Below are 14,418 nucleotides of genomic sequence, written 5' to 3'. Positions count from 1 at the left end.
AGATTATACTTTAGTAGCCTGGAAACTGTACCAAGGCCTTGTTTCTATCCATTTCGTTTTGCCCATATGGCATGAAATAATATCTACGCTGCCATTCGGTGCGACTGAAAGCTGGAACTCTTTCGTGATATGCAGGATCGGACAAGTTGGTCCCAGCATCCATGTTCATCCCATAGAATACACCTCCCTGGTTGGAACCTGGTTCATCTGGTATTTTCCACCTTCTAACATCGAAATATCGATGACCTTCAAAACATAGTTCTAATCGTCTTTCTAAACGGATCTCTTCACGAAGTTGCGATTGGCTCAAGCCTGGAGCCAATGGATCTAACCCCGCACGTTCTCTCACACGGTTTAAGTACTCCAATACCTCTGGGTTTCCGGGTGACGACTCATTTAGTGCCTCTGCGTAGTTTAAGTACAGCTCAGCTAAGCGGATCAACATGGCCGGTCTGGCCACATTCACACCTGGATTAACACTGAAGGTGGGGTGTATATTTTTACGTGCAGTATAGCCTGTCTTAGGCCAATCTCTCGGAGCGCTCGACTTACCCGATGTTCCTGTATAAAAGAACTCTACACGACTGTTGTTTGCACCAGTCTTGGATGCACCGGGATTGAACGCACCGTTAAAGGTCACATAGGCATAAAACCTTGGTTCGCGATTCGCATACATCTGGTTGGTTCCTGCAACATAATAATCTGTATTTTCTGCTACATAGGCTTCTTCTGTATAGGAATCACTTTCTTCAATCGACTCTCCGCTACTCATCCTAAAGTCGTCAACCAATTGCTGCACTACAGCCAGTCCATTATAAGCTGTTCCCTGCGTAGACCGTGGTGACGAGTGGATTTCCCATTGCCATGTGTTGGAAGACGGTCTAACCCAGATTCCCTCTTCTTCCCATCCATCCCAAAAAAGATTCCGGACAGACAAGTACCCCGCTCTGAACGGATCTTCGTTTTGAACTCTGAATAAATGCTTACCATTAGCTTCTGCAATGTCAATCGCTTCTTTTGCCGCGGCGGCAGCTCTATCCCACTTTGCTGGGTCATAGGTCTGGCTGATGAGCTGTTTCCCGTCGTAGTTCTTAAAATCCCCTAATTCTGTATTACCATTGTAAAGCGGACTTGCATTAAACAACAGAATTTGAGACTCTAATGCTTCTACAATCATCTTGTTGATACGCCCTACCTGGGTTCCATCGACTGTGGTTGTCCCTGACAAATAATAGTCGACCGGCAAGTCAGCCTTCGCCAGCGCTAATTCTGATAAGACAAATTCAACGCACTCGTCCCATGAGCTCCGTGGAATCTGAAAGTCATCCTCAGGCTTAGCCGATTGTAAAGGCGCTATCACAACGGGGCCTAGGTCTTTCATCATTTTCCAATAATAATAAGCCCTGAGAAATCTAGCCTCTCCTTTGTAGTGTTTGATGATTTCCGCGCCATTGGCCAGATTCTGTATTTCTTGATTCCCGTCTACACGTTCAAGAAAGATGGTGGCAAGTCGTATACGTTCGTATAGGGCTGTAAAATCTGATGGCGTTGCATCAGCATTGATCGCACCGCTGTTCATTCCTGGATTTGTCCAGTTACTCGCATCCATTTCATCGGACGTGATGCTATAAGAAAAAGCATAAGGTTGATTCCAGATGTCAGGAATATTGGTAAATAAACCGGCCCACCATCGTTCAGTTTGCCCACGGTTGGCAAATATTTCGTCTACGCTGACTATATTGTCAGGTTGCGTGTCAAAGTAATCCTTTTTGCAGGCAGTCGGCAACAAGAATACCCCCACCAACAATAAAAGCCTATAGTTATATTTTCTTAGTATGTTTTTCATTGTGTTGTTTATTGAAAGTTTACACGAATACCGAAGTTGTAAGTTGTTATATTAGGATATACCGCACCGGTTCCATCTCCCAGCTCTGGATCCCAAAACTTCCACGGCGATAATGTCAGGAGGTTGGTCCCGCTAACGAATAACCTTAATCGCTGAACTGCGATTCTGTCAAGGAAGCCGGTGTCTGTAAACGTATATCCAAACTCCGCCTGTTTTAAGCGCAAATAGTCAGCGCGTTGTATCCAGTGTGTACTTGTATAGTAATTGGTTGTCTGATCTTGACTGGTAGAAAGGCGAGGATAAAACGCATCCTGACTCGGATTATCAGGAGTCCAGCGGTCAAGAATCTGCTTATACATATTCCCGTAAGTAGCTCCTTGCGAAAAAGGATTTGTTGCAAATCCACTTGCATAGTTAAAGTCTACTAAGCCGACACCTTGGAAGAATAGACTGATGTCGAAACCTTTAAAACCACCTCCTAAACTTAAACCATAAACTATTCTCGGTGTACTACCATAGCCTATTGCGGTTTGGTCATTACTGTTGATCACTCCATCACCGTTTAAATCTTTATAACGGATATCACCTGGACGAACATCACCTGCCTGTATAGCTGCATTATCGATCTCGTCTTGATTATTGAAATAACCCATGGAAATATAGCCGAAACGCTGACTAATCGGTTTGCCGATTCTATCGAGATAAGGGTAACGCCATGGCGGTAGGCCATCAAATACAGCCAGGTTTTTATTGTAGTTGAAGGTTCCACGAAAGGATAGGAAATTCTGATCGGTCCAGCTTTTATTGTAATCTAGGGTTACATCAATACCCTTGTTATTTGTTTTTCCAATGTTATTGTAAGGTATATTTCCTACGGTAAAGCCTGAGTTATACGGTATCACGTAGTTCGGAAGTAAGATACCTTCTCTTCGCTCTTTAAAGAGTTCGACGATAAGCTGCAAATCGTCGCGGAAGAGGTTGAGCTCGACACCGAGGTTTTGACGATACGAGGTTTCCCATCTAACATTTCCACCGATTCTGGATTCATTGTACCCTGTAAAGGAGCGAGTTGAACCTGGGCGACCAAATGTATAACCACCTGCGTCTCCCACTGTCGTCAGATACAGAAACCTCAAATTAGGATTGTTCAATGCTGCATTCCCCGAAAGCCCGTACGTATAGCGCAGCTTGAAGTGAGGGAAAATATCTTTCAAGGGCTCGAAGAACTTCTCATTCGAAACCAACCATCCTACACCGAAGGATGGGAAAAGACCATAACGTTCGCTGTCGACAAAATTATCTGAGCCAGAATATGAAAAGTTCGCTTCTGCGTAATACTTGTCGTCATACCCGTAGTTAGCACGACCAACGATGTTTCTTTGACGATAAGGTATAGCCGCTTTGTAACTTCCAACTCGCGATGTGGCATCACTATAATCAGACTGATTGAACAACAACATTCCTGAAACGTCGTGTACACCGAAACGGTTCGAATAGTTAACGGCCGACTCGGTATAGAACCGGCGATCACCATATCGTGTAAGGTCGAAACCGAGCTCTTTAGAACCAGCAGTACTGATTTCAGTGATTAAACTATCTTGCTCGTCACGGCCCAGAGCCCAATAAGTTTGTAAAGTACGCCCACGATTCAGATTATTGTTCACATTTACATCAAATGCAAACATAGCGGTGGCACTCAAGCCCTCTACGATCATATCCAAATCCTGATTAACCCGCAGGTTTGAACGTACTGTATTATTGTACGAATTCGTGACACCCGACTGGGTTAATGCCATATAAGGACTGATCAGAGCACCCTTTAATTGAGGCCATTCCCCATTGGAATATTGAGGTGGCATAATGTGAGGTGCGCTGGCCGTAGCCAATGAAAATATTTGATTAACACCATAGTAAGGGCGGTTTAGGTTGGTGATGTAACCATTTACACCGAGCTCCAACTCGGTCGTTCTAGTGATATTAACATCAACATTACTGGTAAAGTTAAACCGATTCAGCTTTAAGGTCGAATTATAAGATTGAACATTATCTCGTTTAAACTGTCCCACCTCTCCAAAATAACCTGCAGAAATATAATATGAAGCATTTTCAGAACCACCATTAACATTCAGTGTCGCTCGATTATTGCTACCATAGTCGTTAAAAAGAACGTCATACCAATCAACATTAGGATATAGATCTGGATCTTCGCCACTGATGTGTTTATCGATTCTCTCTTGTGTATATTGAGGGGTCCGGCCACGCATAGTAAGTCCTTCATTATAGAGTGTCATAAAGGTAGGGCCGTCAATAAATTCCGGTAAGAATGTAAATTTGTTTACCGCCTGATTAAACTCAGCGTTTATAGTTGGCTTTCCAGCCTTCCCTTTTTTTGTATTTATCAAGATTACCCCATTCGCACCTCTTGTTCCATAAACAGCTGTCGCCGTCGCATCTTTTAGTACGGTAAACGACTCGATATCTTCTGGATCAATATTATTAATATCTCGATCAGGAACACCGTCTACCACCAGTAGCGGACCCTGCGGACTTGATGCGAACGTTCCGACTCCTCTAATAAATAATGCTGCTCCGTCTGCCCCTGGTCCGCCACCTCTTTGCGTGGCAACCACACCCGCTAACCGCCCAGCGATGGCAGTCGTAAGATCTGCAACAGGCGCTTTTAGGTCCTTTACGTTGACCGTTGACTGCGCACCTACCACACTCTGTTTCTTTTGTGTACCGAACCCTACGATGACAACCTCTTCTAATCCTGCAACGTCTTCCATCATCGTCACATCAATTACTTGACGTCCACGAACCTCGATCTCCTGTTGCAGGAAACCCATAAACCGAAAAACTAAAACCGCGTCGTCCGGAACATCCAAGATATATTTACCATTCAAATCGGTCACAGTTCCGATACTCGCATCATCCCTAACCTGTACGCTAACGCCGGGCAGAGTGTTTCCGGCGGTATCGACAACCGTTCCTCTAACTTCAATGTCGGCTGACTCTGTATGATAATTCGTTAAGTCCAGACGGCTCAACTCAACCGCCATGGGAGGCACGATGCCCTTTGCGAACGTAACCTTCCCCCCATAAATAGTAAAAATGAATATGCAGAAAGCTATCCATTTTCTATGGTTCTGGAACCTGGTCACATTTTTTTCATAAAAGTGTTTCATATTTTAATTGGTTTGTTGGCGACAATTGAAAAAACATAAAATTCTCCTACAAGGAAACTGTTTACCTTTAACAAGAAACAAAAACTTACTCATAGGCAATAACATTCAGATTAATTGGATTATAGGCATCAAAAATGTGACGCTTTGAACAAGATTACATCATCGAAATGAAATATCAAAATTTACTGCAAACACAAACGGTTGCGCAATTTTTCTTGTAACATACGCCTCCTAAACCGAGAAACTTATGTTAAAACACACAATAAACACAAAGCCCGTAGCCACTTAAGCGGCTACGGGCTTTGTGCCATATCGATTAATGCTGAAAGGAAGGAGGTGCGGCATCTACCGCGCTGCCCCAGTCTTTGTTGGCAGTATCACCCATGACGAGTTCCAGTACGCCACCGTCCTGAATATCTTTATGAGAAAACCATGGTTTATTCAACGCTTTGCCATTTAACACCGCGGACTGAATATATTTATTCTTTGGTGAATAATTTTTTGCAACGACTGAGAAATCATTTCCATTGCTCATATGGATAGTCGCTTTCTCAAAAAAGGGCGAACCGATTGTATAAACCGGCAGTCCTGGAGTTACCGGATAGAATCCGATCATTGAAAAAACAACAAAAGCCGACATTCCGCCGCCATCTTCATCTCCGGGTACACCCATCAAATCATTTCTAAACCACTGATCCATTAGTGTGTGGATCCGCTTTTGTGTCATCCATGGTTTACCCGAGTAGGTATAAAGATAGGGAATGTGTAAACTCGGCTCATTCGCCATGGAAAACTGACCGACATTTCCCGTATGATCTGGTAATTGACTATAAAAATCGTATTTGCTTTTTCCTAGTGGCTCTCGGAACGTTTGATCAAGATTCTTGTTAAATTGTTCTCGCCCGCCCATTAACTCAATCAGATCAGCGACATTATGAGGCACATCCCAGCGATAGATCCAGGCATTGTTTTCCCCATAGTATTCACGTGCGCCTTGTCCTCCAGAATAACGGTAATCAAAGGGCTCTATAAAGTTTCCGTCTTTGTCTTTGGGATGAAAAAAATCGGTCTCTGCATTAAAAAGATTGCGATAATTCAGTGCTTTTTCAAAGAAATATTTTGCATCGTCGTTCTTATTTAACATGGTAGCGATTTGTGCAAGACTCCATTCATCATAAGAGGTGCCTAAGGTAACCGCCACGGGTTGTCTTTTTTCAAATGAGTGAACTTCGGGTACCGTTTCTTCTTCTCCCGGATTTAAGGCGGGAATATAGCCTTTGGTATGATAAAACTCGTCGAGCCACCCCGCAGAGTCGGCCGACCAAGGAGCAAGTGTTTTCTCTAAGATTGCGTTCTTCGAGGCTGTGTAGGCTTTTTCCAAGTCAAAGGTCCGAAGCCCCTTTGCCCACGCATCGGCGATGGTGACAATACCATGATTGGAGTTCATCCGTCGAGAATCACCAGTAATTTCCGGAAAGGTAGGCAACCAAAAGCTTTCCATTTGCTCTGTCATCCGCAAAAAAGAATTGATGATATCAGATTCGGTTTCATGGTCGATCAAGAGGCGCAGCGGATGGGTAGCCCGGTAGGTGTCCCATATCCAGTCGTCTGTATAAAATGGAGTTTTATCTGTATGGACTTGACCATCAAAAGCACTAAAATACCTGCCATCTTCGGTAATAGAAACAGGACGCTCAAAACAACGATAAAGTGAGGTATAGAAAACTGTTTTATCGTCATCAAGTATGCCTTCAACTGCAATCGAGCCCAAAGCTTCGTTCCATATGGAACGACCCCGTTGAGCTAAGGCATCGAGATTAAAATCAGCTATCTCTCTTCGCAGATTGTTTTCTGCCTGTTCCGAGCTAATAAATGAAACACCGTAACGGATATTTACCTTATCTGTGCCTCGACCGAAACGAAAAGCCATCGCTACATTTCTGCCCTCCTTTTCAAGCATCTGAGCATCAATACCTTCACCAATTTTTAAAAAGCCGGCTTTTTCAGGCTTAACATCAGTTTCTGCAAACAGATAAACAATGGTGTTATTTGCTAATTTCTGCGAAGCATATACTTTATTGCCTTCAACTCGAATATCACCGTCGATGGTATTGAAGACAAGGAAAGCCGGCTCATCTTTCGTGAATTGAATTCGATATAGAGCGGACTGACTAGACGGAGCATAAGCTACTTTGGTGTTTTCTTCATCCAATGTTACCTCATAATAGTAAGGGCGGATTTCTTCATTATCATAGGTAAAACGATGCACAACCTGCAAATCAGCCTCGCTTATTCCCTGAACTGGACTTAAATTAAAAGCAGAACGACCACGGTGACTGGTGATGATTAACGGCAAGCCCTTAATCTGATCAGCGGTATAGTCCGGCCGCTCAGGGTAAACACGCAGCATACCATTAGGCAAGTGGATAGTCGGATACGTCGGCACCAGCAAATGGCTGATGTTTCCCATCGTCGGGTTGACATAATCAACGGGATCTTTTTTCGTTGGAGCTTGTGCGAAGACCACACAATTCGAAAACAAAACAATAATAAAACTGATATAAAATCTTTTCATAAATACAATTGAATTAGACGGCGTCGTACGTGTTTTCCTTTCAGCCAAACAATAATATACAAAAAGGAATTAGCACACAAATTTCGTTAGCTCTTCTAATCTATTTTAATTCCAAAAACATCGCTCAACGCCCGTTTCGCAGCATGAAAGCCACACATTCCATGAACGCCACCTCCAGGTGGTGTAGAAGACGAACAGATATAAATCCCTTTCACTCCTGTACGATAGGGGGAAAAAAGTGCCGGACGATTAAAAAGCTGTCGTATATCCATAACTCCGCCACCGATATCGCCGCCAATGTAATTGGGATTATATGCTTGTAATTGTTCGGTGTTAAACGTATGGCTCGCCAAAATTCGGTCTTTAAATCCGGGAGCAAATCGTTCTATTTGGCTTTCTATCGCGTCTTTCATATCCACCGTACTGCCACCGGGAACATGGCAATATGCCCAGGCCGTATGTTTGCCCGCTGGCGCACGATGATAGTCAAATAAACTCGGCTGAGACAACAAAACAAATGGTCGTTGAACATGTCTTCCTTTGTAAGCGGCGTCTTCGCTCGCTTGAATTTCTTCAATTGTATTACCCAAATGAAGTGTTCCAGCCCTTCGGGCATCGGCGGCCGTAAAGGGTATCGGCGCGTCCAGTGCCCAGTCCACTTTGAAGACGCCCATTCCGTAGCGGAATTTCTTTAACTGCCACTGATAGCTTCTTGAAAATCGGTGCCCGGCAATTTCCAATAGTTGCCTTGGCGTGACATCGAACATAATGAGTTTGCTTGATGGAAGCTGTGATAAGGATTTCACATAGAAGCCCGTTTCAATCTTGCCACCTAAGGATGTAAAGTAAGCCGAAAGTGCATCGGCTATACGCTGTGATCCTCCGATCACGAGTGGCCATCCTTTGACATGACCAGTGGCTTGAAGAACTAAGCCGACCGCCGATGTTGTAAATTTAGAAAGTGGCTGCATGGAATGTGCGGACATTCCCGCCCATAATGCCTTAGCTTCAGGAGTTTTAAAACGACGCGACAAACGCATGGCCGACGATAATCCCAGCCAGCCAAAGTTAGCCATAGCACGAGGGTTTGTAGGAATTTTGAGCAAAGGACTTAAAATATCTTTGGTCAATTTGGGCCAATCTTTCAAGATGGGTGTCATCAAATCCAGATAAGCTTGCCTGTCCTCACCTAATGACGCAGCTGTATAGTCTAATGATCGGGTTAGCACGGCAGTACTGCCATTTTCTAAGGGGTGTGCGATGGATACATCTGGATAGATAAAGTCGACACCATAATCTTCGAGCGGTACACTTTTTAAAAAAGGTGAAACAGACGCCATTGGATGCACTGCAGAACAAACGTCATGTAAAAACCCGGGCAGAGTAAGCTCTTCGCTGCGCAGCCCCCCGCCTATTTTATTATTTGCTTCGATCAATAAAACAGATTTACCCTGACGCTGTAAGGTTATTGCCGCTGCCAACCCGTTTGGCCCCGAACCTACAACAACCGCATCAAAATCTGTTTTGCTCATTATTTATCAGATCAAAATTTATACTTTTTTCTTGAATAATAAAATCATATTTGAATCGTCTATCCCACCATAGACCCCTAATTCGTTATCAGTGAGTATTAAAACGTTGACAAGAATCGTTTCACCTGCTCCCTGTGTATTGGTCAATATGATCGTTGAATCCCCAGACCATTTCCATTTAAAGGGAGTAGTGGTCTCACCTTCATCTGTATAGTTCTCATAAATCAATCCATTCCCATCGGCGCTCAGCGTGAGTTCAAAAACACGACCTTCCTCGGCCGGTTCTCGTTCATTCTCGCTGATCTGTCCATCTTCATTATCATCCTGTCCGGCTGCGTATAACAACCAGGTTCCTTCAATTAACTTCTGTTTATCGTTCTCAACTTTCTCTTCTTCTTTGTCACAGGATGTAATGGAGAACAGTAGTAAGATAGCCAAAATTGGCAACAGAGTTTCTTTTATACGTTTCATAAATTAGAATTAATTGGTTTTCAGCCATGAACGATACAAAAATTGTGCCTGATGAAATTATAAAAATAGATGATTTTAAATACAGTTTTTGTAATTTCAGCGTTGGTCTTACGAATCCATCACATAAATCAGTAATAGAATACGCATGAATAACATTCGAAAAATTCCTTTATCTCGTCTCGGATATGATTTTATCAGTAAAGAATTCATTCCCGACGGGAAAGATGAATATCACCTTCGTAACATTCAAAACAGGAGCGGCATCGACTACCGAAATCTTTCTGCTTTCGAAATTGAGGTGCTTGTAAAAAATGGCAATACGACAGACAATTGGAACAACATACTGGTATCAGACGCATTTAATCCAGAGCTTGTAAAAAATTGTAAATTCTATGGCTTGATACGTATCGGGAAGCTGGAACCTTATTATCTAGAATTCCATGGTCTTAAAGCAGAAGTTGGCCTATACAACTCAACCATTATTAGCTGTGACCTGGGGGATAATGTGGCGATTAATCATGTTAACTACATCTCGCATTATATTATTGGAAACGAGGTGGTTATCGTCCAGGTAGATGAGATGAAAACAAGTGTCAACGCTAAGTTTGGCAACGGAATACTAAAGGATGGCGAAGAAGAAAGTTCACGTATTTGGTTGGAATTGTGCAACGAGAACGGAGGGAGAAAGGTTATCCCGTTTAACGGTATGCAGCCGGGCGACGCATGGTTATGGAGCAAATACAGAGACGACTCCGCACTTCTGGAGAAGTTTATAACCTTCACAGAAACTGAATATAAAACCGAGCCGGGGTATTATGGTAAGGTTGGCGACCGTACAGTAATCAAAAATACCAATATCATCAATGATGTATGGATTGGTTCTGATGCGTATATTAAAGGGGCCAATAAGCTCAAGAACCTAACCATCAAATCGAATGCACGGGGGAAATCGCAGATCGGTGAAGGCTGTGAGCTGGTGAATGGTATCATCGATTTTGGTTGTCGTATTTTCTATGGTGTCAAAGCAGTACGTTTTGTAATTGCTTCCAACTCGCAACTGAAGTATGGAGCTCGACTCATTAATTCTTATCTGGGTAGCAATGCAACAATTTCATGTTGTGAAGTACTAAATTCACTCATTTTTCCGGCACATGAACAACATCATAACAACTCATTCTTATGCGCTGCAGTAGTATCTGGACAGAGCAACATTCCTGCGGGCGCAACGATCGGGTCGAACCATAACTCGCGAGGAGCCGACGGAGAAATCATTGCGGGCAGAGGCTTCTGGCCGGGGCTATGTGTCTCCTTGAAACATAATTCTAAGTTTGCCAATTTTACAATCCTAGCTAAAGGGGATTATGATTATGAACTAAACATTCCTATCCCCTTCTCTCTGGTAAGTATTCAGGAAAACACGAACTCTCTCGTTATCATGCCGGCTTATTGGTTTATGTATAATATGTATGCGTTACAGCGTAATACTTTTAAATACCAAGACAGGGATCAGCGATACGAAAAAATACAAAATATCGAATTTGACTACCTAGCACCTGACACGGTTAACGAAATGTTTTCTTCTTTGAGCCTGTTCGAACAACTAATCGGCGAGTCCTACATCAGATACATCAACGAAACGAAGACGGAAGCTGCATACGACATTAAAAAAACAGCCGATGAGCTTGGCAAAGCGATGCTAGAGAAAAAAGATCCTATCATCTCAGAGTTAGAGATCACAGCAAAGGGGATTGAAAACGCCAAAAGACCGGTTAAAATTATCAAAATCCAACAAGCTTATGATATTTTCAAAACGATGATCCGATTCTATGGTATTAATTACCTCATAAATCATATTGAAGAACTAGAAAACACGTCAATCTCAGAATTAGAAAAGTCGTTAGCAAAATCGAGTCTCAGAAGGAATAATTGGCTAAACATTGGAGGTCAGCTAATGAGTGAAGAAACCATCGGAAGCTTCCGGGAGAAAGTCCACACCGAAAAAATAAAATCATGGGACGATGTACATGATTTCTATCGCCAAGAAGGCGATAACTATGCTTCACAAAAACGACAGCACGCCATCACATCCTTATTGGAATTGGAGAAGTTGAAATTAAAGGAAATTACAAAAGAACGTACACTAACCTGGTGCGAGGAGGTTAAACGGACCAAACAATGGATGGTTGATTCAGTCGAGAGTTCGCGGAAAAAAGACTATACCAATCCCTTCCGAAAAATGATGTACGATACACAAGAAGAACTAAACGAGGTGTTAGGTAAATTTGAAGACAATTCATTTATAAAAACTCAAAAAACCGAACTCGAAGCTTTCATCAAGAGGGTTGATGACTTTACAAAACGTTTGAATAACTAGTCAAATTTAATCCGAATAAAACGCGGTCGGTATAACTGAGGATTTTCATTCAGGTCATTTATAAAATCGAAAGAATTTACATTGTAACTGATCAGCAGTTCTCCTTTTTCTGATAAATGGGGGTGTGCTTTTGCGTTATAGACATAGTAGTCTTTACTGACCTGCACTTCAGGGCATTTCCAGACTTCCTGTATAGGACCAAAAGGGCCTACGGGACTAAGTCCTATGCGTAAACCGACCGATGAACCGATTCCGTCCATCTGGAAAATCATGACGTAACGCCCATCAGGCATGGGAGTAACACTCAATTCATTTGAAGCTCGGTCTACGATGCTTTCGACTTCCCCGATATCGCTTGTCCATTGTGATCCATCCCAATAACGCCAACTTGAAAAATCCTCGAAATCTTCGGGTCGTGTTCGGGCAACCAGCACTTCTTTGTTTGAACCTCGAAGGCCGTACACATAAATAAATCCGTCGGAATCCGTAGCGCCTGCCTGTTCCGTATTCACCAAAATTCCGGCTCCAAAGGAGCCACTTCCTTGCTTATCGTCTTTCTGAATAAACAAAGGGGTGTCGAACTGCCGATAATCAGCAAAGGGAGGTTTGCTTCCCTCGGGAATAGCGATCAATGTATTTCCAACCTCCTCAAAGCCAAATACCTTTGCTCCAGTATTTCGTATCCGATAACCAAAAATATAGGTGGTATTGTCAAGAGCATGATTGACGAAACCATCACCCAGCCAATAATATTCCCCCTTTTTTGATTGTGGTGTTTGGGGAATAAACAATGTGCTAAGTTCTTCAATCGCTCCATCATCACCGTAAAACTGCATAGACTGGTTCGTGGGTTGTTTACCGTTTAAAATCGCAACTGAGTTATTTACCATTTTGGAACCCGATTGCAGTTTTCCATCGTCAATCTCGCCAAACATCGTATCGCTAAAAATAAAAAGTGTTTTGATGTCTGTCTGACGGCCAGAGGAATCAATGCCGTCCATCGGAATCGTGTAGATCCCGTCTCCTCCAAACCAACCTTCATTTCGTTTAAAAAGAGAAGTCCAATCGTCAGCAGGCTCCACTTGAAAATCAATTTCAAAGACAGAGGAATCTACAGGACCCGAAAGAGTAGCCTGTGAGAAGCACTGATGCACAGCACAAAAAAGAAGTGATAGTAATAATAAATTTTTCATTCCCACGAACAGATTCAGTTTACGAAGAAGCAGGCTCAACGTTAACGCTGAACACGACCAGAGCCATCGCCTTTTAATAGTGTCTCCACATCCGCAAGTGTAGCGTGGTTCATATCTCCGGGAATTGTATGTTTCAATGCCGAAGCTGCCACCGCAAACTCTGCCGCGTCGGGTAATGATTTATCGGTCATCAGTCCATAAATCAAGCCGCTAGCAAACGAGTCGCCACCTCCCACACGGTCGACGATACGGATTTCATATTTCTTCGTATGATAGAATTCTTTGCCATCATACACCAGTGCAGACCAACCGTTATCAGAAGCACTATGACTCTCGCGCAGAGACGAAGCTACGTATTTGAAATTAAATTTGTCAATCATCTGACGACATACGTCCTTAAACCCATCGAGGTTTAACTCGCCTTTGGTTACATCAGTTCCCTCGCTCGTAAACCCTAAAGAGTCATGAGCGTCTTCTTCATTCCCGATGCAGACGTCGACATACTGACAAAGACGAGTCATTACCTCTCTTGCTTTTTCTTTACTCCAGAGCTTTTTACGATAATTTAAATCGATACTCGTTGTGATGCCCTTCGTTTTAGCAGCCTTCAACGCCGCTTCTGTCAAAGCAGCCGCTTGATCACTCAAAGCTGGCGTAATTCCCGTTGTGTGAAACCAATCCGCTCCATCAAATATCTTATCAAAGTCGAAATCGCTTATCTTCGCTTCAGAAATCGCTGTATTGGCCCGATCGTACACAACTTGCGATGCCCTCATGGAAGCACCAGTCTCTAAAAAATAGATCCCAAGTCGGTCCCCTCCTCGGGCTATAAATTGAGTATCCACGCCATACCGACGCAAATGATTAATAGCAGACTGACCGATCGGGTTGTCGGGAACGCGAGTCACGAACACACCGTTTAATCCATAATTACACAGCGATGTTGCAACATTAGCTTCTCCACCGCCATAGGTGACATCAAAACTATCGCTTTGCACAAACCGCTTGAATCCAGGAGTTGATAGTCGTAACATAATTTCTCCGAGTGTTACTGCCTTTTTAGCCATTTTAGAAAACAATTAGATAATAATAATTTAGTTATTTGCTTATTGGTACGTACCCGATACTAATACATTCAGGTATTTGACAAAATAAAGTTACCCATAATTTTGGCTTTTACAAATAAACCCGCTTCCAATTAAATGAAAATATTTCTTGCAGAAACTCCAGTCAAAGCCTATG

Annotated in this window: 8 protein-coding genes; 1 reads left to right on the top strand and 7 read right to left on the bottom strand. The window is 42.9% G+C overall.

What is annotated here, in order from left to right:
* Window positions 1-10: 10 nt before the first annotated feature.
* From WKR92_RS07120 to WKR92_RS07100, 5 genes are all read right to left on the bottom strand, one after another.
* Window positions 11-1,846 carry a RagB/SusD family nutrient uptake outer membrane protein gene (locus WKR92_RS07120; RefSeq protein WP_375557130.1) on the bottom strand — a complete coding sequence of 612 codons (1,836 nt, stop codon included), beginning with the start codon at window positions 1,844-1,846 and terminating at the stop codon, window positions 11-13.
* A gap of 8 nt (window positions 1,847-1,854) precedes the next feature.
* Window positions 1,855-5,031 (bottom strand): SusC/RagA family TonB-linked outer membrane protein, encoded by a 3,177-nt coding sequence (locus WKR92_RS07115; RefSeq protein ID WP_375557129.1) that lies wholly within the window; start codon window positions 5,029-5,031, stop codon window positions 1,855-1,857.
* 316 nt (window positions 5,032-5,347) lie between these two features.
* Window positions 5,348-7,606: a GH92 family glycosyl hydrolase gene (locus WKR92_RS07110; RefSeq protein WP_375557128.1), complete on the bottom strand. Its 2,259-nt coding sequence runs from the start codon at window positions 7,604-7,606 to the stop codon at window positions 5,348-5,350.
* 95 nt (window positions 7,607-7,701) lie between these two features.
* A complete protein-coding gene (locus WKR92_RS07105) occupies window positions 7,702-9,138 on the bottom strand; it encodes a phytoene desaturase family protein (protein WP_375557127.1) in 1,437 nt (478 codons plus the stop codon).
* 18 nt (window positions 9,139-9,156) lie between these two features.
* The gene (locus WKR92_RS07100; protein ID WP_375557126.1) at window positions 9,157-9,609 is read right to left on the bottom strand and encodes a hypothetical protein; all 453 of its coding nucleotides are present in this window, start codon (window positions 9,607-9,609) and stop codon (window positions 9,157-9,159) included.
* A gap of 145 nt (window positions 9,610-9,754) precedes the next feature.
* Here WKR92_RS07100 and WKR92_RS07095 point away from each other — a divergent pair, with 145 nt between their 5' ends.
* A complete protein-coding gene (locus WKR92_RS07095; protein ID WP_375557125.1) occupies window positions 9,755-11,983 on the top strand; it encodes a DUF4954 family protein in 2,229 nt (742 codons plus the stop codon).
* On the opposite strand, the gene WKR92_RS07090 is transcribed toward WKR92_RS07095, so the two are convergent.
* Together WKR92_RS07090 and WKR92_RS07085 are read right to left on the bottom strand one after the other, a co-directional pair.
* Window positions 11,980-13,176 carry a DUF5005 domain-containing protein gene (locus WKR92_RS07090; RefSeq protein WP_375557124.1) on the bottom strand — a complete coding sequence of 399 codons (1,197 nt, stop codon included), beginning with the start codon at window positions 13,174-13,176 and terminating at the stop codon, window positions 11,980-11,982. The two genes, WKR92_RS07095 and WKR92_RS07090, sit on opposite strands and share 4 nt — an antisense overlap.
* Window positions 13,177-13,217: 41 nt before the next feature.
* Window positions 13,218-14,243 carry a PfkB family carbohydrate kinase gene (locus tag WKR92_RS07085; protein ID WP_375557123.1) on the bottom strand — a complete coding sequence of 342 codons (1,026 nt, stop codon included), beginning with the start codon at window positions 14,241-14,243 and terminating at the stop codon, window positions 13,218-13,220.
* Between the last annotated feature and the right edge of the window lie 175 nt (window positions 14,244-14,418).

Origin of the sequence: Albibacterium profundi (genome assembly GCF_042159835.1) — a bacterium.
Lineage (GTDB): Bacteria > Bacteroidota > Bacteroidia > Sphingobacteriales > Sphingobacteriaceae > Albibacterium > Albibacterium profundi.
Note: the sequence above shows the minus strand (reverse complement) of the source record. Positions and strands in the feature narration are given on the sequence as shown.